Origin of the sequence: Pseudoalteromonas sp. SS15 (genome assembly GCF_049257195.1) — a bacterium.
Lineage (GTDB): Bacteria > Pseudomonadota > Gammaproteobacteria > Enterobacterales > Alteromonadaceae > Pseudoalteromonas.
Map to the genome: position 1 here is coordinate 390206 of NZ_JBMMUD010000005.1, position 26523 is coordinate 416728.

General features: G+C 41.1%; 19 protein-coding genes. 9 read left to right on the top strand and 10 right to left on the bottom strand.

Annotated elements, in window-relative coordinates:
• Positions 1-141 precede the first annotated feature (141 nt).
• The 3 genes from AAEU28_RS12995 to AAEU28_RS13005 are packed head-to-tail and all read right to left on the bottom strand — an operon-like array spanning position 142 to position 7612.
• On the bottom strand, positions 142-3210 hold the full coding sequence (locus AAEU28_RS12995; protein ID WP_421964502.1) for an efflux RND transporter permease subunit: 3069 nt from the start codon (positions 3208-3210) through the stop codon (positions 142-144).
• Entirely contained in the window at positions 3197-6457 is a 3261-nt protein-coding gene (locus tag AAEU28_RS13000; protein WP_421964503.1) for an efflux RND transporter permease subunit, read from the bottom strand. The genes AAEU28_RS12995 and AAEU28_RS13000 overlap by 14 nt, the downstream gene beginning before the upstream one ends.
• 24 nt (positions 6458-6481) lie before the next feature.
• Positions 6482-7612, bottom strand: coding sequence for an efflux RND transporter periplasmic adaptor subunit (locus tag AAEU28_RS13005; RefSeq protein WP_421964504.1), 1131 nt, complete (start codon positions 7610-7612; stop codon positions 6482-6484).
• A gap of 267 nt (positions 7613-7879) precedes the next feature.
• Here AAEU28_RS13005 and gdhA point away from each other — a divergent pair, with 267 nt between their 5' ends.
• On the top strand, positions 7880-9223 hold the full coding sequence (gdhA, locus tag AAEU28_RS13010) for an NADP-specific glutamate dehydrogenase (protein WP_421964505.1): 1344 nt from the start codon (positions 7880-7882) through the stop codon (positions 9221-9223).
• A gap of 59 nt (positions 9224-9282) precedes the next feature.
• Here the strand turns inward: gdhA and AAEU28_RS13015 are convergent, their stop codons facing one another.
• On the bottom strand, positions 9283-11451 hold the full coding sequence (locus AAEU28_RS13015; protein WP_421964506.1) for a M3 family metallopeptidase: 2169 nt from the start codon (positions 11449-11451) through the stop codon (positions 9283-9285).
• Between the two features lie 240 nt (positions 11452-11691).
• On the opposite strand from AAEU28_RS13015, the gene AAEU28_RS13020 reads away from it, so the two are divergent.
• From AAEU28_RS13020 to AAEU28_RS13030, 3 genes are all read left to right on the top strand, one after another.
• Entirely contained in the window at positions 11692-12162 is a 471-nt protein-coding gene (locus tag AAEU28_RS13020) for a hypothetical protein (protein ID WP_421964507.1), read from the top strand.
• 490 nt (positions 12163-12652) lie between these two features.
• Positions 12653-13072 (top strand): hypothetical protein, encoded by a 420-nt coding sequence (locus tag AAEU28_RS13025; protein WP_421964508.1) that lies wholly within the window; start codon positions 12653-12655, stop codon positions 13070-13072.
• A gap of 188 nt (positions 13073-13260) precedes the next feature.
• Complete coding sequence (locus AAEU28_RS13030; protein ID WP_421964509.1) at positions 13261-14247, top strand: hypothetical protein; 987 nt, start codon at positions 13261-13263, stop codon at positions 14245-14247.
• 99 nt (positions 14248-14346) lie between these two features.
• Here AAEU28_RS13030 and AAEU28_RS13035 read toward each other — a convergent pair whose 3' ends face one another.
• Genes AAEU28_RS13035 through AAEU28_RS13045 form a run of 3 tightly spaced genes read right to left on the bottom strand, consistent with a single transcriptional unit; the run spans position 14347 to position 16214 of the window.
• The gene (locus AAEU28_RS13035; protein WP_421964510.1) at positions 14347-15012 is read right to left on the bottom strand and encodes a hypothetical protein; all 666 of its coding nucleotides are present in this window, start codon (positions 15010-15012) and stop codon (positions 14347-14349) included.
• Complete coding sequence (locus tag AAEU28_RS13040; protein WP_421964511.1) at positions 15012-15755, bottom strand: hypothetical protein; 744 nt, start codon at positions 15753-15755, stop codon at positions 15012-15014. The genes AAEU28_RS13035 and AAEU28_RS13040 overlap by 1 nt, the downstream gene beginning before the upstream one ends.
• 39 nt (positions 15756-15794) lie before the next feature.
• Positions 15795-16214, bottom strand: coding sequence for a hypothetical protein (locus AAEU28_RS13045; RefSeq protein ID WP_421964512.1), 420 nt, complete (start codon positions 16212-16214; stop codon positions 15795-15797).
• Positions 16215-16751: 537 nt separating this feature from the next.
• Between AAEU28_RS13045 and AAEU28_RS13050 the strand changes: the two genes are divergently transcribed.
• Complete coding sequence (locus AAEU28_RS13050; RefSeq protein WP_421964513.1) at positions 16752-17231, top strand: hypothetical protein; 480 nt, start codon at positions 16752-16754, stop codon at positions 17229-17231.
• Positions 17232-17307: 76 nt separating this feature from the next.
• Here the strand turns inward: AAEU28_RS13050 and AAEU28_RS13055 are convergent, their stop codons facing one another.
• Both AAEU28_RS13055 and AAEU28_RS13060 read right to left on the bottom strand, forming a co-directional pair.
• Complete coding sequence (locus AAEU28_RS13055; RefSeq protein WP_421964514.1) at positions 17308-18399, bottom strand: aminotransferase class V-fold PLP-dependent enzyme; 1092 nt, start codon at positions 18397-18399, stop codon at positions 17308-17310.
• Between the two features lie 4 nt (positions 18400-18403).
• Positions 18404-19576, bottom strand: a complete 1173-nt coding sequence (locus tag AAEU28_RS13060) for a PrnB family protein (protein ID WP_421964515.1) — start codon at positions 19574-19576, stop codon at positions 18404-18406.
• Between the two features lie 139 nt (positions 19577-19715).
• On the opposite strand from AAEU28_RS13060, the gene AAEU28_RS13065 reads away from it, so the two are divergent.
• Positions 19716-20183, top strand: a complete 468-nt coding sequence (locus tag AAEU28_RS13065) for an Lrp/AsnC family transcriptional regulator (protein ID WP_421964516.1) — start codon at positions 19716-19718, stop codon at positions 20181-20183.
• A 22-nt stretch (positions 20184-20205) separates the two neighbouring features.
• On the opposite strand, the gene AAEU28_RS13070 is transcribed toward AAEU28_RS13065, so the two are convergent.
• Positions 20206-21354, bottom strand: coding sequence for a hypothetical protein (locus AAEU28_RS13070; RefSeq protein ID WP_421964517.1), 1149 nt, complete (start codon positions 21352-21354; stop codon positions 20206-20208).
• 888 nt (positions 21355-22242) lie between these two features.
• On the opposite strand from AAEU28_RS13070, the gene AAEU28_RS13075 reads away from it, so the two are divergent.
• The 3 genes from AAEU28_RS13075 (at position 22243) to AAEU28_RS13085 (ending at position 26495) form a co-directional block, all read left to right on the top strand.
• A complete protein-coding gene (locus tag AAEU28_RS13075; RefSeq protein WP_421964518.1) occupies positions 22243-22713 on the top strand; it encodes an RNA polymerase sigma factor in 471 nt (156 codons plus the stop codon).
• 10 nt (positions 22714-22723) lie between these two features.
• Entirely contained in the window at positions 22724-23692 is a 969-nt protein-coding gene (locus tag AAEU28_RS13080) for a FecR family protein (protein WP_421964519.1), read from the top strand.
• A gap of 82 nt (positions 23693-23774) precedes the next feature.
• Positions 23775-26495, top strand: coding sequence for a TonB-dependent receptor domain-containing protein (locus AAEU28_RS13085; protein ID WP_421964520.1), 2721 nt, complete (start codon positions 23775-23777; stop codon positions 26493-26495).
• Positions 26496-26523 lie beyond the last annotated feature (28 nt).

Sequence of the window (26523 nt, forward strand, 5' to 3'; positions counted from 1 at the left end):
TAACATTTTGATACTGATATTGATTTGGTAAATATTTTTAAAAGTCTGCAGCCAAAAATAGATTCATGCTCCAGAGTATAGGTTGAACACCACAAAAAATGGCGCATACAGCGCCATTCATCTGGTAGTTTTATTACTTGTTTAACTCAGCTTTGACAACTTTTGATTTGCATAAGCCCGAGCTTCAGCAAGTCGGTTACTACTGCCCTGACCCAAACGATAAAGTAGGTAATAACAGTAAGGCACAAAGGCTAAACTGGTTAAGGTTGAGAAAATCAAGCCACCAATAATCGCAATTGCCATGGGTTTATAATCTAATACGCCTGAATCTGCTGAACTACTATCGAACAACACAGGTAGCATGCCAATCACCGTCGTTGCCACTGTCATTAGAATAGGTCGTAAACGGGTTGAGCAAGCATCAACTATCGCTTGTTGTAAGTGCTCTGCTGAGCCCTTAAAGCGGTTAATTTGGTCAATCAAGACTATGCCATTGTTTACCACAATACCCATAAGTACCAACATGCCTAACATACCTGTTTCACCTAAGCCCATACCAAGTAATGCAAAGGTCCAGTACACACCAACAAAGCCAAGTCCTATCGAACTTAGAATTGCAATTGGTAATAGCAATGACTCAAACAACGCCGCCATGATCATGAAGATCAGGAATAGCGCGATCATCATATTAAAGGCCATATCTTTCATTGACTCATCTTGCTCAGCAAACTTAGGACCTAAGCCCCAAGAATAACCTCGCGGCAATGTGATCGCATTCATCATCTCATTCAGCGACTTAGCTGCTTCTTTGTGACTCACATCTTGAATATTCATCTCAATAGAAATCTGAGTTTGACGATCTCTGCGTGAAATTGTGCGCGGTGCTGGGCGTGTTTCTATTTCTACCAATTGTTGCAAGGTTAAAATAGCGCCGTTTGACTCCATAACAGGTAAACTTTTAAGTTCTTCCATAGGAATAGCGCCCTGTTCATAGTAACCCGCGATAATTTCAACTTCACCTTTATCTAAAGTCCTTAGCGTTTTCAAATTGAGACCACGCATTGCATTACCAATTTTAGTGGCAATTTCTTGCGTCGAAACACCCAGCTGCATAGCACGTTGTCTGTCTACCACTAGCTGCATTTCGTAAACATCGCCCTCAGCACTATTTTTTACATCGGTAAAATGTGGATGGGCTTCAATCACAGGGATAAGCTGCTCAGCCAACTCATTTAACTTTGCTGTCGAGCGACCGAACAAATAAACACTCACCGCCGTTCGAGATCCTGCTTCTCGTTGCAAAGACGCCTTTGCATACGCTGATTCAGGAAAGTTTTCACGGATATCTTTTTTAATATCCTCAATGGGTCTTGGTAAATCTTCAACAAAGCGAATACTTGACCAAGCACCTCTTTGATATACCCCAGAGTAGAGCTTATGGATCCCAAGTGATTGCTTGTTATCGAGTAAATAAGTCTCAATTTCTTGCAAAAACGCGAGTTTTTTATCGAGGTCAGGTTCGCCTTTGAACTCATAAAATATCTGTAACCGCTTCTGTGACTGGGCGTCACTTGAGCTCTTATCAACCATACTTTTTGCCAGCATAACACTGGTAAACATAATCAAGAAAAAAGCCCCCACACGCTTAGGGTGGCTAAGACCCCAAGTTAATGCTTTGCGATATGTTTGCTGTGCTTTATCTGAGCCAGATTCGTTTGCGCCGGCATTGTCAGGTAACACACGATACATACACAGTGGGATCAGGGTTTTTGCAACCAATAAAGACACCATTAATGGCACACAAATTGACACTGCTATCTGCTGTAACATCACGGTTAAAAAGTTACTGTCACCCATGAGTAAAGGTAAAAAGATCACCACTGTAGTGAGTGTTGCGCTCAAAATGGCAGTACTGACTTTATCAACACCTTCTATTACTGCTGCTTTACCCGAATCGCCTTGTGCTCGTTGTTGCAAGATGCTCTCACAGACCACTACCGAGTTGTCGATAAGCAAGCCTATGGCGATGATCAAACCTATCAGTGTCAGCATATTTAAACTGAAACCCATGAAGTAAATAATCGCCAATGAAATACTTAATGAAACAGGCACGGCAAGCACCACAACGCCGGTGAGTTTAAGATTGCGTAAGAAAAACCACAGTACAAAGAATGATAATACCGCCCCGATTGCACCAGCCTGTAACAATGAAGAAATTGATACTTCAACACTGTTACCATCATCTCTGTCATATTGAATATCAATATGCTGCAGTTGTGGCTTTTGCATCACTTCATCAAGGGTTTCGCGAATGCGCTTTGCCACATCGACTACATTTGAATCCGATTCTCTGAAAATATCTAAGCCTACCGCAGGTTGACCGTCAACACGACGCTGCCATTGACGTTCACTCAAAGCATAATGCACATTGGCAATGTCAGAGAGTTTCACACGCTCATTGATGCGTTGTGCTCGAATATCTTCGATATCACGATATTGACCCTGCGGCGTCACCGCATAGCGATAATCATCAGTATGAACTTCACCCACAGACTTTAAGAAGTTGGCTTCTTGAAGCACTCGCGTCACTTGTTGAATATCAACGCGATGCATCGCAAGTTTGTCAGGATCAAGTTTCACCCAAATTCTTGGCTGACGTAAATAAAGCTCTACACGCCCTACGCCTTGAATGCGCTCCAATGGCATTTTTAGGTTATTTTCTAAGAACTCATAGTCACGATTTAAAGATTTTTCACTGAGTAATGTTAACTCAACAACCGGCATATCTTGGGTTGAAAATTTCATGACGTCTACGCGTTGTAAATCTTCAGGTAAAAGGTGTCGAACCAGATCAACCTTCTCGCGTGCTTCTAAAATTGCCACATTTAAGTCAGTTGAAAACTTCATCTGTAGGGTAAGTGACGCCCACCCTGAAGAGGTGCGAGAAGTGACTGAGTTCACTCCACCCATGGTTGCCAAAGCTTCTTCAAGGGGTTTTGTGATAAGACGCTCAATCTCTTCAGGGGTTGAACCTGGGTAAGATGCTCGTACAAACACGGCAGGTGCATTAACCGCAGGCCAGCTATCAAGGGGGATAAGCTTACTACTCATAAGCCCAGCTACTATCATTGATAGCATCAACATAAAGCAGGTCACTGGCCGTTTTAGAGCCAGTGCCGTCAGGTTTTTGATTGATTTAGCCTGCTTCATAGTCCGCCTTACCTAAGTTCTCATTTACCTGCACTTGGTCACGGTTAAACACACTATATAAAACAGGAATAACAATCAGGGTTAAGAAGGTCGCAATTAATAGACCGCTCATCACAGTAATCGCCAATGGCGCACGTAATTCAGCGCCTTCCCCTGTTGCCATCGCCATAGGTAACAAACCTAAAATCGTGGTCATGGTCGTCATGATGATTGGACGCAGACGCGAGTTGGCCGCTTTTAAAATAGCATCCAACATCGCACAACCTTGCGCGCGTAACTGATTAATACGGTCAATTAATACAATGGCGTTGTTTACTACAATACCGCTTAGCATGATCAAACCAATAAAGGTGATCACACTTAAGCTGGTACCAGTGATAAATAAACCAAAGATTGACCCGAGTACCGCCAATGGCACGCTGAATAAAATGATGAACGGATTTAACAATGACTCAAACTGTGAAGCCATCACCAAGTAAACTAAGAATACCGCCAGCAATAGCGCCATAATTAATGACGAATAGGCTTCTTCCATTTGCTTATTCTGACCAATCACTTGACTATAAATACGATCTGGTAATCCTAAAGATGCTACTTCACTGCGAACAACCTGCGCCGCTGTTGCTAAATCACCTTCTTTCACAGAGGCAGTGATGATGGCAACACGAGCCTGATCTAAACGGTTGATTTCGTTCGGGCCAATAGACTCTGTGACTTTCGCAACCGCTGACAGCGGCACGCTCTGACCATTCTCACCATGAATGATTAAGTCGCGGATCGCCGCCACTGAGTTACGTGAATCACGATCAACCTGAACCAAAATATCAACCTGACGATCATCTAGGTTATATTTGCTAGCGACATTGCCCCCTATTTTGGTTGCCAAAATATCGGTAATGCCCGCAGCGGTTAACCCTAGGCTACTTAAACGTTGATGATCAAACTCAATTTTCAGCTCAGGTTGCCCCGCTCTGAGCGATGTTGTGACATCGGCAAAACGGTTTTGCTGTTGTAGTTGCGACACCAATCTATCGGCGTACAGTTTTAACTCATCAAGCTGATAACCGCTCATCACCACAACTAATGGACGTTCTTGTTCAAACATGCGACTTTGCGTGAACTCTGCATTGACCTGCGCCATGCCAGACAGTTGCGCACGTAACGCATCTTGCACTGCGCTTAATTGTGCTGGTGTTTCAGTTTTAACAACCAGTTGCCCCCAGTGAGAGCCACCACGTGTCGCACTGCTCATCATCAGACTACCTGTGCCCGACATACTGTAAGTGTGCACGACTCCAGGCATATCAACCACTGAGCGAGCCAACAAATTAAGCTGTTGGTCAGTTTGTTCAATCGGCGTGCCCTGACGCAGTGTAACTTCTAAAGTCAGTTCTGTTTGCGCAACTTCAGGCATCAGCTCCATGCCCAATTTAGGCAATAGACTTGCGACACCCACAGCAAAAACTAACGAAATTGAAATGACCAATGCGCGCTGTTTCATCGCGCCTTTAAGTAGCTTGTCATACCCTTTGGCAAAGATTTTATAGACACCATTGAATGCAACATAAGCCGGATAAGTAATTTTGCTGGTACACCAGCCTATGATTTTCGACAACATCATAATGATGCGTAATATCCAACGCCCGATAAAACACGGGATCACAACAGCCACAAACTTGAACGGCATTAATAACAGGCTAAGCCATTTCTTTGCACCGGTTTTCACTGGCTTTTCAGCTTCAATGTTTTCAGGGTTTGCATCACCCGAGGCAATTGAAAACTGACGTGACGCCAACATAGGAATAAAGCTTAGTGCCACAATTAATGAGGCAAGTAGAGCAAAGGTGACCGTCAGTGCTTGGTCGCTGAAAATCTCACCAGCAAAGCCTGTGACAAATGCCAATGGCGCAAATACCGCCAAAGTTGTCAGTGTAGACGCGGTTACCGCACCCGATACTTCATTAGTGCCTTCGATTGCAGCTTGTTCAACATCTTGCCCTTGTTCTTTTTTACGATAGATATTTTCAAGTACCACAATGGCGTTATCGACCAATAAGCCAACCGCCAGTGCAATACCACCTAAAGACATAATATTTAGGCTGATGTTATTGGCAAACATTAAGTTAAAGGTTGCAATGATGGAGGTTGGAATAGCCAGTGCAATGATGATTGTCGGTTTAAACTTACCTAAGAAAAGATACAAAACCACAATCGCAAGTAGACCACCGATGATTGCGGTTTGCTTTACTTCATCGATGGCTTTTTCGATAAACTCAGCCTGATTTGTGAGAATTTTCAGCTCTGCATTTTCTGGTAATTCGTCCTGTAGTTGTTTGATTTTAGCCTGTACACGTTTGGCCACAGCCACTGTATTGGCATCGCCCTCTTTGTACAAAGCCATCTCGATTGCTTCATTGCCATTAACACGGGTAATATCTTGGCGCTCTTTTACACCATCAACCACAGTGGCAATGTCACGTAAGTAAACCGTCTGTCCGGCATCTTGTTTAATGATGACATCACCAATTTCTTCAATATAAGTAAACTGATTCAAGGTGCGAACTAAAAACTCTTGTTGACCGTCATAAACTCGACCGGCTGACACATTGATATTTTCGTTTTTAATTCGGTTTGTGATCATCTCAGCGGTCACATCACGCAGCATGGCTTGTTGTTGGTCAATAAGCACTTGTACTTCTTGCTCTAAACCACCACTGAGCTGAACTGCTGCAACCCCATCAATGGGTTCAAGGGCGCGTTTTAACTCTTCTTCTGCGTAGGTACGCAGTGATCTTAGTTGTGTGTAAGATTGCGCATCACCTGAGATGCTCAGTCTTAAAATTGGATCTAAAGATGGGTTAAACCTTAAAATGACGGGTTTTCTCAGTTCAACGGGTAGCATCACCATATCGAGTTTTTCGCGAAGCTCCATAATAGCCAGATCCATATCTGTGCCCCATTGGAACTCAATGACTAAATCTGATTGTCCCGGTTTAGAAATAGAATGCAGTTTGCGAATGCCTTTAACGACACCTACCGCTTCTTCAATTGGTTTTGAAATCAGTTGTTCAATTTCAGCGGGAGCAGCACCAGGATTTTCTGTTCTTACTGTTAAAGTTGGGTAACTTAAATCAGGTAATAACGACACCACAAGGCGTGAGAACCCCACCATACCGAACAACATCACCGCCAAAACCAACATGGTTATGGTCACTGGGCGCTTTACCGCAAGCCTAGCAATATTCATACTCTGTCCTTACTTCTGGCGCGATTAAAGCTGTTGAGATTTGTCTTCAGTATTGGTCACGATGGCACTTTGGTCGTGATTTAACACTTTCAGTAAAGCATCGTCTTTAAGACCATGTTGACCTACAGTGATAACGCCGTCTTCACTCGAAATAGGCGTGATAACTTCTACCCAACCGTCTTGGGTGTAACCCGTTTCCACTTCAAGTTTTTTAGCTCTGTCATTCTGTGCAACGAACAGGGTTGCTTTACCATCTTTTTTGATCACGGCGTTTTCAGGCACCAAGGTAACGCCTTGCTTGCTATCAAGCAGTAAAGCAACGCGGGCAAACATCCCCGGCTTTAAAATATTCTCTTGATTATCAATTGTCAGTGTCACTTTGAATGTGCCTAACTTGCTATCTACTAAAGGCGCAATACGCAGAACGGTTGCTTCTAGTTGTAAGTTTGGCTCTGCAGGAAAATGAAGTTTTGCGACTTGCCCAAGCTTTACTTTACTAAGCTCTGATTCTGGCAAGTAAACCACACCAATGAGTGAGTCTAGTGACACAACATGGAACATTTCATTGCCAGATGTGCTTAACATATTATGGGCTTTCACCGAACGCTTAGCGATAACACCGTCAATCGGCGAAACAACTTTACTGTCGCGAAGTTTAATTCTGGCAACTTCAAGCTGGTTTTCTGTGGTTTGCACTCTAAAACGCAGTTTATCTAAGTCTTTTTCAGAGATAAGTTGTTTGCCATCAACTGGCTGGCTTCGATTGTATTCTGACTTTGCTGATTCGTAATCAATCTTGGCACGCTCAAAATCTAATTCATAATTGCGTGGATCAATTTGCGCTAGTAACTCTCCAGCACTCACACGCTGACCCTCTTGTGCATGCACAGATTCAAGCATGCCCGTTACCTTATTAACCACCTTGCTTTCTTGCTCTGCTTCTAAAATGGCGGTGGTTTGATAGAACTTGGCAACATCACCGACTTTTGAAAAGGTGACTTCAACAGGAATTGCAAACTCTTCTTTTTCTTGTTTTTTCGCTGTTTGCTCTGTTTTGCTATCTGCTTTTTCAGTGCTTTCTTCGCCTGAGCAGGCCACTAAGCCTAATACTGATAATGCCAAAAGTGATTTTTGAAATGAATTTAGCAACGACATATTCCCTTCTTATTTTACTAGCCATATGTTATTTGCTCACATCATAAGCGAAAAGGTAAATAAAAAATAACCCTGCCTTTGTTAATTTGTAAGCGTTTGTAAATTGGAAACAATTGGTAACATTTGATCTAAATAGCCAAGCAGCGCATATCAACTAAATAACTTTAAATTCAAAAGAATAAATCACAACCCCTAAGAATTAGACTAGGCTAAAAATAGCGAAATAGCCCACTTTTTGGAACAACGCCAGATCTAACAGGTGAACATATGTACGATGATTTAACCCTAGAGCATTTTATGGATGGGCTCATTAAACGGAGCCCGCATGAACCAGAATTTCACCAAGCAGTCAAAGAAGTTGCAGAGTCTGTAATCCCTTTTATTAATCAAAATAAAAAATATCACCAAGCGCATATTCTAGAAAGAATGACAGAGCCTGATAAGGTCGTGTCTTTTCGCGTAACTTGGGAAGATGATCAGGGCAATATTCGTATTAACCGTGGTTATAGAGTGCAATTTAACAATGCTATCGGCCCATACAAAGGCGGATTGAGATTTGACCCTTCTGTCAGTTTAAGCGTGTTGAAATTTCTGGGCTTTGAGCAAACCTTTAAAAATAGCTTAACGACTTTACCGATAGGCGCAGGTAAAGGCGGTGCTGATTTTAATCCTAAAGGCAAGTCTGACAGAGAAATCATGCGCTTTTGCCAATCATTTATGACCCAGCTTTATCAACATATTGGCCCTAATATGGACGTACCTGCCGGAGATATCGGCGTTGGTTCTAAAGAAATTAGCTATCTATTTGGTCAGTACAAACGCATCACCCATAGAGTCGAAAGCGTGCTCACAGGTAAAGCCATTGAGTATGGTGGCAGCCTTATTCGCACTGAAGCAACGGGGTATGGTAATGCGTTTTTTATGCAAGCTATGCTCACTCACCACCAGCACGACATTAAAGGCAAGACTTGCTTAGTATCAGGCTCAGGTAATGTTGCGCTTCATTGTGCAGAAAAGCTAATACATCTTGATGCCAAAGTGCTCACCCTTTCAGATTCTAGCGGCACACTATTTATTCCTGATGGCCTCACGCAAGTACAACTTGATAAAATTAAAGAAATTAAAATTCAGCAACGCAAACGACTCGATGTGCTGACCAGTGAGTTTAATTGCGAATTTTTTGAAAATGAAAAACCTTGGCGTATCAATGCACAACTCGCTTTCCCTTGTGCTACTCAAAATGAGCTTACAGAAGAAGATGCAAAACAATTGGCTGATAATGGCTGTATTGCGGTGTCTGAGGGCGCCAATATGCCTTGCACGCCGGAAGCCGTCAAAGTGTTTTATGACAATAAAATCCTTTATGCGCCAGGTAAGGCGGCAAACGCAGGTGGTGTGGCGGTATCAGCTTTAGAAATGTCGCAAAACAGCATTCGTATGTCTTGGTCGCACGAGGAACTTGAAGAGAAACTGCACAACATCATGAAGCAAATACACGATAAATGCGTGCAATATGGTGAACATGAAGAACACGTTGATTATGTCAAAGGTGCCAACATCGCGGGCTTTATTAAAGTAGCTGATGCCATGCTGGCCTATGGTGTCGTTTAGTCTTAACACAAAAAAGCCCAGCAACTGCTGGGCTCGATACTTGTAACTTTAGCCAAAAATTACTCTGATACTGGGAAGCCACGGTCACGCATTAGCGCACCTACTTCTGCATCACGACCACGGAACTTGTTATAAGCTTCTGCCGGATCCATTGCATTACGTACTGAAAATAGATATTTAACTAAACGGTCTCCTAAGTCTTTGTCGTAGAAACCACCCGGTGCATTTGCAAATGCTTCTGCTGCATCAGAAGTTAATACCTCAGCCCATAGGTAACCATAATAACCTGCTGAGTAACCTTCTCCAGAGAAGATATGACCGAAATGCGTTGTACGGTGACGCATTACGATTTCAGATGGCATCCCTAATTTTGCAAGCTCCGTTTTTTCAAATTCAACCGGATCGCCAATTAGCTCAGGATCAGTCATATGGAATTTCATATCCATGATCGCAGACGCTAGGTATTCAGTTGTTGAGAAACCTTGGTTAAACGTTGAAGACTTTTGGATCTTCTCGATTAACTCTTTAGGCATTGGCTTGCCCGTTTTGTAATGAACAAGGTAGTTGTTGATTACTTCGTCAGTCGATAACCAACGCTCTAATAACTGAGATTGGAACTCAGTGTAATCACGCACACCGCCGTTTGAGCTTGGGTATTTCACATTTGAAGAAAGCGCATGTAACGCATGACCAAATTCGTGGAAGTAGGTATTCGCATCATCCCAAGAAACCAGTGTTGCTTCACCGTTTGGCGCTTTAACAAAGTTTGAGTTATTGGTGCTTAGTACGTTTGTCTTACCTTGGAATGTGGTGTGTGAACGGAATGACGTTGCCCATGCACCTGAGCGTTTACCTTTACGAGCAAACGGGTCAAGGTAGAATAAACCAACGTGCTCGCCATTCGACTTGCGTTTCACTTCCCATACTTTCACGTCTTCATGGAAGACAGGCACTGACCCCTCAGGCACTGGTGTGAATGTGAAATCAAATAACTCACCTGCCACATAGAACATGGCTTCAGTTAGTTTGTCTGCTTGAAGGTATTCTTTGACTTCATTTGAATCTAGGTCGTATTTCGCTTTACGTACTTTTTCAGCGTAGAAACGGTAGTCCCAAGGCTCGATTGTGATATCAGCGCCTTCTTTATCAGCGACAGCTTGCATGTCTGCCACTTCTTCTTTTACGCGTGCAATCGCAGCAGGCCATACTTTATTCATCAGTTCGATGGCATTTTCAGGCGCTTTTGCCATGCGATCTTCTAAACGCCACTGTGCATAGTTTTCGTAGCCTAGAAGCTGAATACGTTCATGACGTAGCTTTAAGATTTGGCTGATCACGTCACGGTTATTGTTTTCGCCCGCATTATTACCGCGATTGTAGTAGTTGTGCCAAACTTGCTTACGCAGTTCACGTTCTTCTGAATACTTTAAGAATGGGTCCATTGATGAACGCGTATTCGTTACTGCATATTTGCCTTCTTGACCACGCGCTTTTGCTGCTGCCGCTGCTGCAGAGATGTATGACTTAGGTAAGCCAGCTAGTTGATCTTTTGTAAGATAAACGACATAGTTTTCTTCATCAGCCAAAACGTTGTTACCAAACTTAGAGTGTAAGCCTGATAGCTCTAAGTTAATTTCAGCATAACGCTTTGCTTTGTCACCCGAAAGTGTTGCACCGTTACGTGCAAAACCGTTGTAACGCATCCAAGTAATACGCTGCTCTTCAGCAGTTAAGTTTTTAAACTCATCACTATTGTAAACCGCTTGAATACGTTCAAATAAAGCTTTGTTTTGCGTGATTTTAGAGCTCATCGCAGAAAACTTAGGCACTAGTTTACCTTGTAACTCACGAAATGCAGGGCTTGAGTTATTGTTTGCCCAAATGCCATAGTATGGGAATAAACGATCAAGTGCTTCACCTGACGCTTCAAGTGCCACTATGGTGTTTTGAAAAGTTGGCTTCTCTGGGTTATTTGCAATGGCATCAATTTCTGCCAGGTTTTCAGCAATTGCAATATCCAGTGCTGGTTCTAAATCCGCAATCGTGACTTTGTCGAACTGCGGTACACCATCATAAGGCCCAGCGTACTTTTGCAATAAAATATTGTCGTATTGCTTTTCAACTTTTTGTACTACTGGTTCAACTTGTTGTGAAGTGCTTTGCGTAGTGCTACACGCACTCAGTGCAACAACAACCGCTGCACTTAATAGAGAGATTTTCAGTTTCATTTTAGATGTTCTCAGTTTGTTAACTCCTCTATGTTACGAGGCAAACCAATCAGTGCAATAATAAATGCGATGAGAATAGTATCTAAATGTAAATTGTCTCTATAAATCTAAAATCATCTTATTTATCTCAGTAATTAATTTCAACTTTCTGTATTAAAATTATTCAACAAGCAAAGTATTTACAAACCAAAACACAAGATTAACAATTGTACCTCTTTTAATTTTTCAAAGGATTTTGAAATGAAAACTACAACTTTGATTGCAAGTGTTTTTCTTGCACTCACTTTTAATGCTGCAGCTAACACTGCTGAAAAAGAAATAAAAACAACCGACTTTAATACTTTTTACGACACTCAAGTTGCAAGCTCTGACTGTGGTGGTTATTGGGATGAACGTCGTGTTCGTGTGTGTGACTATCGCACTGAACTCACTGATATTGCATACAAAACGTGTCACTACAAGTTAATGTATAAAAACTCAATGACAACTTATCCTGATTGGACGACTAAAACTGTACTGGCTAGTCAAAGCTGCCCTAATGACTGGACAATTCCTGGCCCTTATGGTTATGCACCGGGCGGTGTTTATGTGCATCAACATGATACTTTCTTCACACAACAAGAGCGTAAAACAGTTGCATATAATTGCCGTTGGGAAACTCGCAGTGTTTGGGTACCAAACGGTGGTCAATTCTGTCCAATTGAACCATAATTTGTATAGTGTTGAGTGGCAATACCGCTCAACACTTCATCACTTCATCACTTCATCACTTCATCACTTCATCACTTCATCACTTCATCACTTCATCACTTCATCACTTTCAAAGTTTATCCTTAATCACTTGTTGAAGGTCTTTGCTCCTTCTGTACTGTCTTGAATTAGGTGCTACGTATTTAATAGCCGGCCGAATAGATTTAGCTGCTTTGTAAGGTTTATTTTGAGCAAGAAATAGCCTAGCTAACTCATAATTAGGCGCCTGCGCGGTTGCTGTAGGGGTAATGAAGAATGCGAATAGCAGCCAAACTACTCGCGCATAATCGAATTTTTGTAAGAAATTAACCATAAGAAAAGCCTCATAAACAAACAGAGGAGTCACTCTATAACCGAGTAGATTCAAACGCGATAAAGTCGCAACAATGTTTCTCTTAGGAATCACCTAGGCTTTTTATAACTATTATTATCAATACATTAAATGACTTCCATGGACAAATTTTATCTAAATAATATCTTCATTGATGCAAAGAGAAATCAAGTTTGTCATGGAGAAACCTGTGAATTAGTTGAACCAAAAGCAATGGCATTGCTTTGTGTATTTGCACAGCACCCAAAAAAGTGCTCAGCCAAAGTATTTAATCAACGCGGTACAATTATTTTTAGTAATGAAAATCAGCAAACTGTTTGGGACCGCAATAAAGTGTTTAACTTACAGGGTGAGCAAGAGTGGTCATTTGATGACGGCGAAATTGTGCACGCATTCAATTTAGAACAACAAATTTTGGTTCATGTCAAAACAGACAATGGTAAAAATCACTTAGTGACGTTATCAACAAACTTAGCAGAGCGAGATAAATTAGCCTTACCACCAGAAGCTGACTTTGTTTCAAGCGCCTATTATGATTAGAAAACCGAGCAGTTCATCTATTTTTACTCGCACTGGCTAGACGATGACGCTGATATAGTTTCAACCTACATATCTATTAACTAGGTGGTTTTAAAATAATCGCGTAGTTAAGTAGCAAATTAGTATTATTAAAAAAATCACAATACGTTTACAATAACTATATTGCTCGGTTTTGCTTGGTCATTTTTATGAGTCTATTGTTGTCTTTGTTATTGTCAGCCTCTGCAACTGTCAGTTCTGAATTAATAGAGAGTTTATCTCAGCTAGAAAAAAACAATCCGAAGCAAGCGCTAGCTGAGTACAAAAGACAAAAACACCAGTACCAAAATACCTTTAACGAAGACGCACTCCAATTTCATCGTATCGCTATCAAGGCTGCAATCAATGTATATGATTGGCAAAGCTTTACGAATATCTTAACAACCTTGAAAAAAAAGCAGTTTGCAGCCGTAACAGAAAAAAAAGCTTTGCATATTATTAATGATATTGGTGTGGCATACAGACAAAATAATCAACACCAAGATGCGATACAACACTTTACTTGCGCCTTAACAAAAACTACAAGTATTAACTACACAGCAGCTCTGAAATCAAACATAGCAACAGCTTACCGCGTTCAAGGGCAACCATCTGTCGGGTTTCAGTTACTCGATTCAATTGAATTTGATGTCTTAGATGCCAATATCAGCGCAGGTATACATATTGTGCGCGGTAACATCGCTCTGCATATTGACCAGGCAGATAAGGCGCTTAACCACTTTTTAGAGGCCAACAAGTTATTTCAATTACAGAATAAACATAGAGACTCAGTTCGACTCACATTCTCTATTTTGACCACTGCACTCATCAAACAAGACCTTGCGTTATACAAAAAGTATCGCGCTAGTATAGAAAACAAAATTCGTGAGCATGCAATCGAAAATCATGACTACCTGCTTTTTTTAGATGAAGTTAAACATGCAATAGCCATAGAAAATGTATCGAGCTTAAGGACTCAACATATTTCTGAGCTAGTTGAACTTTTAATGGATCATGATGACGCCAATGAAAATGTCAGATTATTGCTTAAATCTCTAAACCTGAAGGTGCTTGTTCCGCCAGGTCAAAAAAGACAGCCTAAAGAGCCTTTACTTGAACCAAATTTAGCTGCACCCTGGTGCGAAGGCATAAGGTAGAGGTATAGCAAAGCTTAATAATATGTATGAAGGTAGGAACTTACACCTATGTATAGCTGGGGGTCGCTCCCTAAGGCATTCACTTTAGGGAGCTATAAGTTAGTTAGGCGCTTGAAGCTTTAATACTGGTCTGAAAATATGCTTAATCACATCAAAGTACTTTGTCTTGTCTTCTAAATTAGGTGAATGCATATCGAGACCAATTAAGTGATATTCAAAAGCCTCATCACTTGGGTCGAAATATTGCACTTTCAAACTCATCACATCTCTATATTCAACAGCACTTCGTGCTGCTATCAACATTTGTTGTTCAACGCCATGCCACTGCGCATATCCATCCTCGACACGAGTTTTAAAGTCAACAGGGTGAAGTACCACTAAATATTTGAAACCAGTTTGCTGTTGTTGCATCTGATTGTAAGTACTTATCAAGCCAGTTAACACCACTTCTGCTTTCAACTCACCGGTTTTGTGATTAAACGCCCCACCCTGCTCGATAATGAAGTTATCAAAATGATCCTGCAATTCACTATAATGATTACTTAGGCCGAATTGCTTTGAAAACTCAATCATATTGTTATTAAAGGCTTCTTTATAAAGGGCTTTCATTCCTGTATTAGCTGTTGGTAACCAGACATATGCGATAGCATTACTTTTAGAAGTTTGCCCAACTAAAATTGGCTCTGATACAACAGCTGGATCACTGTGATACATTCCTTTACAGCCAGTCAAAGCCAATACAAGCATCATCAATAAAGCACGCATTATTTTTTACCTTTATGACTTTCAAATTCGCGTAATGCAAATTGAATAGCCGAGTCAAACTTAGCTGTATCTTTAAAGATTTTATCTGCAGGCTTTACTTCTATCTCGCCATCACCATTAAACTGAGCAACGAGTTCGATACCACCAGCACCAAAGCTTAGTAAGTTTTCTTGTTCGTCGCGAAAACGCATGTAAACTCGGCTACCAGGTACATAACCTTGTTTCCCCTGCATAAAAGATAAAATGGCGTCGCCAGTACTGGCTGAATCAGATAGATAAGACTCCTCTTGACCGTTCCATCTTGCTACTTTGCCAAGAAAAATATTATGCGTAAAATGCGCTCTTACGACGTCAACACCCATAAACATAAAGGCATCTAAACCAAGCTCTGCTTTGGTTTTAGCCAGCGCTTGTCTCCAGATATCATTTTTGAGATTTTCATTTTCTTGACCTGTTAAAGGATCATAAAGATTATCCGTATTAGCTAGTAGCGCTCGATAAGTTTCATGAACCTGACTCGCATCAATGACATTAAAGCCTTTTTTTATCAGTTCAGCTTTCAGAGGTTCTTGAAGGTAAGATTTTAAATGGGCTTCATGGCTTTCAAGCCCTTCCTCAACATAGAATCCTGCATAGCCAATGTTTTGATATTGCTGTTGTAGTTGCGTTGCATTTAAGTATGTTGGACTTGATTTACAGCCTGCTAAAAACAACACAAATACGAAAGATAGTAATAGTCTCATGATTTCCTAACTCATTATTTTATTTTTAAGTATTTAAAGTTAAAGGAAGTTTATCCCTAACTTTGCATAATTCGTAAATTGAATAGTTCTATAGTCGCTACCCCCAACATTCGAACGCCAATTGATGGCAACTGATTCACCCACTAGCCTACTGTCAACATAAAACAATAAGTAAGCTGCATTTGTCGGTAGCGTAAACTGGGTTTTATAGAACAAGTTACCTTGCAGATCGAGCGTCGTTGGCAAGCCATTCTTCCAAGCTTCATACGGTTTAAGTGAGGAAATTAGTTTTTTATCATTATCAAAAACTTGAACCAACGGATACACAAAAGTGGCGTTATTGACGAACAACCCATTGGCATAGCTAAATACCTGCACAAAGCGACTGTTCTCAGGTTTTTCTATTGCTAAAAATGGGCTATTGAACGCCCCAAATGGACGAACGCTTTGCTTTTTCAAATCGTATATTATTTGCTTTTTTCTAACTTGTTTTTCAAAACTTATGACTGTGACATTTTCACAACACACTGGTTGTATTGCTAAGTGATTAGAGTCGGTTTTAGGTGCATTAGCACAGCCGCTCAAAAGCAAAACAAAGATTAAAATGAGGAAAATGCGGTACATGATTAGGAATTATTATTATTTTGGTAGGAATGTTAAATCTTGGTCAATTTAGATGCAAGTGTACCTTTGATAGAAATTTACCATTTATTGCAGATCTATTTGCTTAATAAACTCGATATTTAAAGACGAACGGCACCCTAAAAATACGCTCAATGAATATAAAGCAACTTGTATTCATTCAAATTAAGCTTTTAGCTATTTGAAAAATTATAAATTGATTATCTAAATAGGTTAGTTCCTATAAGCTTTACAAAAGAGCAGGTTGAAAGTAAGGTGCTATAAAAGCGTTGCAAAATAGTTTTTTTATTTTTGCCACATTTAGCGTTTTTACTTTTTCAAAAGAATTGAAAACTTAATAAGGAAATTTAAACTATGCCGTATAAAAATAAAATGAAAAACGCCATATCTACTGCCATTTACTGTATTACATGTTTTTTCACATTGAATGTAAATGCGACAAACTCGTTTAATGAATGGTACGATTATGGTGCCTCATGTGTCTTTAAGGTAAAAGAGACTCCAAGTGGAGTATGTTCGGGATTTAATTGGGTCAAAGGTCCAGAGCTTTATACTATTATCGTTTCACGTACAAAAGAAATCATGGTTGGAAAACTCCCAGAAGAAAACTTTGAGGAAACTTTAATTGGACTAATCACAATTAGACCAGAACATCTAATCAACGATGAAACAGTAAAATTCAGCGTTCAGCTATTACTTAGAGAAGCGCATATTTATAAAGCCTTTCTAGATAATAATTTTCCGGGTCAATGTAATATCGAGTTTTCTGGAGACTCAACTCAGCTTATTGCTGATACAGAGTGTAAAGTTCAGGCTGATTTTTTTAAAGCTTAACACGTTTAGCATCTAAGCCATTAGTGACCACTAATGGCTTTATTGTAAATTTCTCGGTGCAATACTGAAAGTTTATTTAGAGTATATTCACAAGTCTCATAATATCCTTTTCGTCATTGTAAATATGTGGTGAAACACGCAGTCCATGTGCTCTAGCATCTATGCTTATTCCATCTTTAGCACATTCAGTTAAAACTGCTTCTACTCCCATATGAGGCTTAATAATCACTGTCCCACTGCGTCGATTTCTATCGTAAGGTGAGACCACTTGTTCGTCCAAATGTTGGATCAGTAAGTCTATTAAGTCTTGATTATGCTTCCTAAGCTTATCCCCAAGCTTAGAAAAATAGTCAATGCTGTGCGAGGCAAAAGCAAAAGGGGCAACACTGGGTGTACCGCCCCAGAACTTTAAAGCGCTATCGTGATAAGCAAAGTGGTGAATATCGAACTCAAACGGGTTTTCATGAGAAAACCAGCCTACATCTTTTGGCGCTAATCGCTCAATATGCTTACTGTTAAGCCACAAATAGGCGGCCCCTGGGCCACCACATAGCCACTTTACGCTTGAACCAATCATAAAATCGGCATCAAGGTCGGTTAAATTTAGAGGAATAACCCCAGCAGATTGCGCAACATCAATAATGCTTAAGGTATGATTGGCTTTAGCAAGCTTTACAATGTCATTGACAGGCGCGAGCTGCCCCGTATTTGAGTAGGCTTGGCTAACAAAAACTAAATCGACATCGGCAGTTAAATGTTGCTGCCAAACGTCAATTTTCGTGATGTCTTTGTGTTCGGGAATATAGCGAATTATCGCCCCGTCAGGGAGTGCTTTTTGCATCGCAAAACCCATACTTGGGAAGTCTTGTGCGCTCATTAGCACGACACTATTTTCGTTTAGCTCAGGCAAAGCCATAATGAGTTTTGTAAGTCCACTCGATAAATTAACTTGCGGGCAAAACTGCATAGGTGATGAGTTAAACAGCCGACCCAACGCCTGTTGAAACTCAGTAATAATTGCCAGCCAAGCTTGCCAAGGCTCTCTGCCCGAATCTTGCCATGGTGATAAATAGCTTTGTTTAAAGTGGTTTTCGGCACTTTTTAGTGGTCTACCAACCGAGTGATTCAATAAGTAGGTGTCACTCGGTAATACAAAATCTTGCTTCATCAGGTTATCTACTTAGCGTGGTTTTGAGTTTTTGAATATCGTGGTAACGAGTAAAAATGTCCTCTCGCTGATTAGCGGCTCTGCGATCTCGAAGTTTTTCGAGTGAACCTAGTAACACTGACAGTGGCGGGCCGCTGGCTGTTACTTTATCTAGGTGTTGCTCTGCCATTGAGTTTGAAGGCTGCGCAATATACTTTTCAACCAATTGGTTATGATGCTGGATAGCGCCTTTTCCATGTAACTCGCACACTTCTAAAAATAACGTCACATTCTCTTGATACCAAGAAGCGCGGTGTTGGCTTTCAAGGTTTAAAAATGAATCCATCAAACTCGTGCGACGCATACAGTCACGCAAAATTTGCTGATCTTCTGGCATCATATATAAGAATTTATCCACCAGCATTTGTGAGTAACTGGGCTCATTGGCAACACATAACCCGAGCAGCATATCAATCACATTAATACCTGCGAAATCCCCGGCATTAGCGCCACGATAAACCTGAGAACCCACTCTATGTGGTTTGTAATAAGGTCTTACACAGTAAAAAAATCGGTCGGTGTCGAGCTTATCAAACAACTCTTGGTTAGAGTCAATCACATCTTGTAGCGCATATTTAGCAACTTTTAATAAATCGCCCGTGATTGGGTGCGATACGCCCAGCGGTAAGATTTTTAACAAGGCGTCAGCAGCGCGTTTATAGGCCAGAATGCCTTTAGTGTTGTAATCAACGAAGATTTTTTCGTCTGCGAGATCGGTAAAGCGTTTATACACTCCATTTACCGCGGTGTTGTGTGTCGTTAAATGCGCGGTGGCAAAACGTGGCGTGACGCCTATAGACGCGCCAATGTGCATGGCCAATGTAGAGGCTTCAACTAAGGGAGAAGTTCGCTCTCGGCTCGGCTCAGTTATTTCATGGCGTCTGCAAGCTGCCATATAGAGGCCTGCATTGCCGAGTAAATCAAAGGCATTATCGAATCCTTCGTCGGTATTGCCCTCAGCAACTAAGGCTTTAATTAACTCTGTGCCTTCGGCTTGTAATTGTTGCTTTAATGCTTCACCGACGTGCTCGACATTCGCTTTGTCTTCTTGCTGCCAATATAAGGTTTCGAGCTGTGAGTTTATCTCGCAGAATGAACTGCGGATCCAAGCATCAAATTCTCGTGTACACGCTGTCATAATTTTTTATTCTTATTGGTATTGATAAATTAATAGTAGCAGTAGGCTGTGATAAAAATTCACCAATAAACTTGATTATTCCGCCCTCAATGAGTGATATTTAATAAAATAACAATAAAAATTAGCGGAATTAACTAACATGCGTGTTGATAGTAAAGATTTAGCCATTTTAGACTTATTACAATATCGTGGCCGAATGACGACTACTGAAGTGGCACAACAGGTTAATTTATCTGACACACCTTGTCTTAGAAGGATAAAAAAACTTGAACAAGAAGGTATTATTAAAGGCTATCAGGCCATTCTAGACCGAGAAAAACTTAACCTATCGATTTTGGTGTATGCCCTAGTCAGGCTAAATGCCAATTCTGATAAGCTCGCCGATGAATTTGAAAACGACGTAGAAGCCCTTGAGCAAGTAATGGAGTGCTCGGTGATCACTGGCAGTTATGATTATTTGCTGAAAATAGTCGCCAAAGATTTAAGCCACTATGAAAGCTTCGTGAAAAAATCGTTGGGACAGATCAGCAGTATCGCAGCGATTGAATCCACCGTGGTGTTAAAACAGACTTTCTCGCGCAATCAGTTGCCTTTGAAAACGCCGTAAGATTTTTCGCCTAATTAATAAGTTACTGCATTTGCTTTGAGGCCACTTCTTTTAGTTTATCTAAAATGACTTTTTGGTTTCGATTATCGACAAAGGCAATTTGATTTGAACTGAATACATTTTGCTGAGTGTCCATCGCATACATTTGCACGCGCCCTGTGCTGCCCCAAAAGGTGTTGATCAATGCCTGATCTTCACTCGGAAAAGAATATAGCTCTAATGAGCGGTAACTCAACATATTGGTAGAAGATGGGAGTAACTCAGATTGATCTGAATAACGTTGCTGCTCGAGGCGAATATCAACATAGTTGTTATCACTAATTTGCACTCGCATCAGTGCTAAAGGCCTCAGCGATGTGCTCGCTCTACCCGAGTTCGACACAACGGCGTCCACAGTAAAAAACGTATTTTGCTCAAACTGCTGATCTTTTAGTTTTTGTAATTGTGTTTCGATATTACGAATATCATCTCTTAAACGCTCATGGCGATTATTCGATTCGCGGATCACATCGGTTATATCTTCTTTTACATCATTAAGCAGGAATGCCAATGCCGACAGATTGAGTGCAGGCTCTGCTTGGGCATTAAATTCCATCTGCGAATAATCTCGTGTAATGGCTAACACTTGGTTCTCAAAATACTGCGCTTCAGCGTCATCAATGTGATTACTCAAATCCCAGCTTTTTAACTCGCTGACACGAAACTCATCCAACGGGTACTGTTGATTGGCAGGATCTAAATAAGCGTCTATTCGCTCTATGCTTTGTTGTAATTTCGTTTTTGTGATTGAGATATTTTTAAGGTCTTGTTTTGCTTTATCATAGGCAGTAAATAGAGTGCCAAGAGAGAACTCAGGAAAGTCAATTTTATCGCCCCTTTGCCCCAAGTGATTAAATTCATACAACAAGTTTTCAGGAATGTATGGCTCTAGCATTTGCAGCTCATCGGTATCAAGGGCAACCTTAAAATGATCCGATTCAATTCGACTGATTGAAGTAATCTCAATAGCCACCTCGGACGTTTCTACAAAGTAGATTTGCCATACGGGTACTGCAGCCCCAGACACCACCCCAAGCCCCCCTAGCACAAGTCCCTTTAAATGGTTTTTAGCTTTGTCTAATAACCCAGTTTTTTGGGTTTGCTCAGTTTCACTGTTCGCTTTGTCGATCATGATTTAAGTACCTTTTAAATACACGAAGAAGGTTGAAAAAAGACCGCTCAAAAGAGCGGCCAAACCTGCGTTTTGGGAAGTGCCAACAAAGGCCGCATCCTTGCGCGGAACGAATTCTGCTCATGCTGAATGTCGCTACTCCTTTAACTGGTTGGAATGCTATTGTGTACTTAAGCCATCAGAATGAATCGGGAGAACTGATTGAATTTACAGGCAAACTTCTTAGCAATTAGCTGTATTTTTACAGTGCGAAAATTGACCTTGTTGAAGCCCAGTGTTAATTTTAACTTTTAATTAACACTAATAAGGAAAGTTATGAAAATTCGTTTAAAAAAGTCCACCCTCAAAAGCCTCTCTGCAACAAATACCCTAAACATACAGCAAACACCTCAAGTGCAAGGCGGGGGTGTAAGACCGAGCTTTTATACTTTTTGTAATACCTTTGAACACAACTGCCATGGTCAAGAAACATATCGAGACTGTTTAAGTGCCAAGCCTTGCTTAATACCAACCCTCAATAATGCCTAATCATTTTGAGGGACCAAAACTGACGCTAGCTTTGTTGAAAATTTCTTATTTAGAACAACTAAATAGCAAAATTTCGCCTCGCTATCGACAAGTTTTACTTGCCTCAAAATAGCTCATTTAATTAAGAGGATTGGTATTACCTATCATATTCAAGCTTGTTATTAATTCGTGAGAGGTAGCTTAATAAACCTGAACTCAGGTTTATTAACCTTACTCCCTTCAAACTCACTTCTGTGTTTGATCATTCTCAAGCTTTGTATATAAATTTGGTACTTTACTCTCAAATAGCATCGATAACTATTCTCATTATTGAAATCTCTTGCTAGTATGCGCGACTTTTGAAAATCAAACTGGTGTATTTTGGAACGTTATTACTCTGAAGTGTTAAGTTATATCGCTCGCTCAGTTGGATGCAAAGACAAAGCTCAAAACATAGTGCAAGAAGCCTATACACGTCTGTTGAGTTACCAACGCAGCAATCCAAAGCAAGATAAAACCCAAGAGCGCGCGCTTTTTTTTAAGGCAGCTAAAAATATTGTGATCGATCAGTATCGCAAAAATCAGCCTATTGCAGAACCTGATGAGGTTGAGCTGATTGCTCCGAGTTTTTATGAGCCCGAAGCGAAATTAGCAAGCCAACAACAGCTGACGCTACTTAATCGTAGTATTGAATCTTTGCCATTAAAGACCAAACAGGCATTTGTGCTCTACAAATTTAAAAACCTAAACCAAGCACAAATCGCTGAGCAAATGGGGATATCAGTGAGTATGGTTGAAAAGCACCTAGCCACAGCGATGTTGGCGTGTCGACAAGCACTAAAAAAACAATAAGAGAATAGAAATGGACCGTCATAATTTAAACATTCAACAGCAGGTGGATCGTTGGTTAGAGCTTGAAAAGCAAGGGCTAAGCCAGCAACAAGCAAGCGCCCTACAAGATTGGCTAGACACTGACAGCAAGCATGTGCTCGCCTATCAAGAAAGCAAACAAGTCGAGCAGTTATTGTCACAATTTTCTGAGCAAGACATTCAAAGCCTTGAGCAAAGTGTTACAACTACACATCAAACAAGCAAAAGAGCAAGTCAGAGCCCTTTTGCAATCGCAGCATGTTTTGCACTACTTAGTGTTTGCTTATTCAGTTACCTGAATTGGTCTACCCCGTTAAACTCGGCAGCTTTTCAAGCCAGTTATCAAACAAAACGTGGGGAAATCACAGATATCGAATTGCCAGATCAAAGTACACTCACACTCGATGCAAAAGCGTCTATTTCTGTTAATTTCGATAACGAGCAAAGAGTAAATAAGCTCCTAAAAGGCCGTGTCGTGTTCGATGTTGCAAGCGATAAAGCTCGCCCTTTTGTGATAGAAACAGGCAACAGCACAATTACCGTTCTAGGCACACGCTTTTCGGTGGATAAAAAATCTCATAGCACACGAGTGATGGTTGAACATGGACGCGTCAGCGTGCAAAACCAGCGCGAACGTATTGAATTAGTCAAAGGTGACGTAGCGACCATTCATGCCTCAGGTATGGTGCTCAGCGAGTTTGACCCTGAGATCACGCATGTCGATGCCTTTAAACAAGGTCGCTTAATGTTTGATAAGACCCCCCTTAGTGAAGCGCTCGAAACCTTCAACCGTCATCATGACTTTAGTTACACCTTAGCAACCAAATCTCATGACGAGTTAACTATTTCAGGGACATTTTCGGCTTCAGAGCTAGAGAATTTCGTTAGCTTGTTACCTCACGCTTTGCCTGTTGAAGTTAAAAGTCTTAATAATCATATAATTATAAGCAAACGAAATTAAATCAAAAAAACTTTAAAAATTTATTGAGGAGTTCTCATTCTCATTCGTTTTCATAATAGGTAATTTATTTGGACGTATAAAAATGAGAACTCGCTCTGTACTAAACACACGACTCACTCCCCTTGCATTCGCGCTCGGCCTAAGCCTGAGCCTACCTGCTGGCGCGCAGAATCAGCTTTCAGTATATGAATTTAATCTAGCAAAACAGCCTATGAGCCATACTCTGACTCAAGTTGCCAAAGCCGCGAGCATGAATTTAATCGCTGACGCCAAACTGTTAAATGGACTACAAGCCCCGGCACTTCAAGGTGAAATTAGTTTAAATCAAGCACTAGAATTGGCTCTGCAAAATAGCAACTTAACTGCACGTATTATCGACAATAACATCATCATTAAAGCCGCTGTAATCACACGGACTTCATCAAACCATAAAAGAAACACAAGCTTTGTGCCTGATGGCGCCAACAATTCGCAACAAGACATTGAGGTGATTGAAGTCAAAGGAGATAAATTACATATGCACCGCGAGCAAATTGCTCGCACCAAAGGTTTATCAAACTCAGATATCTTCTCTAGCTTTGCAGGTATCGAAGCGAACAACCTGCGCAATGAAGCGGGCGCATTAGATATCGGTATTCGCGGCGTTCAGGGTGAAGGTCGCGTGCCAATTTTTATTGATGGCAGTTTACAATCAACCCATACCAACCGCGGTTATATGGGCACATCTGACAGAACCTATATCGACTCAAACCTGATCAGCAAAGTAAATATCGAAAAAGGCGCTTCGGCAAAAGCGTCACCATTTAGTTCAGGTGCAATTGGCGGCATGGTGAGTATTCGCACGCTAGATACCCAAGACATTTTAAAAAGCGGTGAACAACTTGGCGCGCTGGTTAAAGTAAACACCCATAACAATAACCATACTCCAGATGTACCAGAGAGTTTTGGGCTACAAAGCTATTACGAAGTAAGCAATGATAATGACACGCTCGATTTTGCTGGCGGCGGCTTTACTCTGGCAACCGCCTACGAGCAAGACAATCTGAAAGCCGTACTGGCTTACAGCAAGAAAAAGGTCGGTAACTATTTTGCAGGTTCAAATGGTTTTGAAGAATTTGTTGAAGAGAAAGAATACATTCGCTGGGAACCTTCAAAAGCCGAAGCAGGGAAATATGACGAAATACCTTATATTGAATTAATTCCGCCTCCTGTAAATCAAAACGGCGAAGTGGTAAATACCAGTTTTGAAAGTGACTCATATCTTGCCAAGTTAACTTACGAGTTCACTGACGAGCAATCGCTTGAAGTAAACACCCGTTTTCATAAGCAAGAAGCCGGTGAAATGCTTGCGTCTTATTGGCACAAGCAACGCGCCGGTGACACAAAGTTTTGGAAAGAGACTGACGAAAATGGTGAAGACCAATGGATGTCAGAAGAAATTCCAGAAGGCGTTGAAACCATGCCACAATGGAAGCCGGGCTCAGCTTTGGTAAACAGTGCCAGCGCACTTTATCGCTTTGTGCCGAGTAACAACTCACTAGTCGACCTCAGTGTAAACGTATGGCGCACCAGTGCTCGTTTGCAGCAGTACAATGCCCTTGGTAGTAACCTAGGTCAAAATGCCGGACAATATTTTCATCGCGTTAATAATAAGCGCCATGGTGTAAGCGTGTTAAACGCGTCGGCTTTTGCTGTTGCAAACAAACCAGTCACACTGACTTATGGTTTATCTTGGCAGAGCGAAACACTTTCTCCGCATAAAGATTGGCAAGATAACTTTAAGCGCGATTGGCATCCGGCAGACTTTAAACTCAAATCTACGTCGCGAAACGGTGAACAAACTAAGCGTGCTATTTTTGCCAATGCGCAAGTAGATCTCGCGCCTGTGGAGCTGGCTTTAAACCTAAACCACCATGATTCTGTGAACCAAGATTTTCAGGACGAGAATACCCTTAAGTTTGCTGGTAAAACCGACTTTACCCTGCAAGCAAAATATCACCTGCTTGATAACACCGCTGTTAAAGCCAAATACAGTAACGCTTACAGAATGCCAAACTTGTATGAAACAACAGTGTCAAATGAAGTGTTTTCTTACTCGAGTGATTATCCTATCACCCCTGAAAAAACAAAGTCTTATGACATTGGTATCGAGAGTGAATTCACTAACTTAATACAAAATGGCGATAAACTGGTTTTCTCTGCAGAGTACTTCTACACCAATATTGAAAATATGTTAGCGACGGGCTTTTTACCTAAGCCTGACAAACCAGCTTGGGATCAGAAGTTTACTTTCACTAACTATGACAAGTTCGAGCTACCTGGTACAGAGCTGGGTATTTACTATCAGAGCGACTTGTTTTACACCAAGTTGTCTTACACCAAGTATTCAAACGTAGAAATGTGTTCAAGTCTGATGGCACAAGCTGCAGACGTCGAGACCTGTAATAACACTGGCTTTGCGGGTAGTTTAACGCCACTTCGCATACCCCCTGAAAAAAGTTACATCGCCATTATTGGTACTAAACTCTTTAACGATGCTATCGACACTGGCTTCACCTATAAAAAGCATACTGAAAAACACCATCCGGGTGGCTTTTTATCAGGCACTGGGGTTACCGCACTTGAATATATTCCAGCGGGTTACCAGCTAGACTTTTATTTTGATTACACCTTTAGTGACGACATCACAGGCAATATCGCCATCACTAACTTAACCGATCAATATAAGGTCTCGACCGGCTCAATCGTAGCCATGCCTGAGCCGGGGCAAACCATTTCAATTGGCTTAGAGTTCAAACTTTAAGCTTCATACATTTCGATAAGACCAGTAT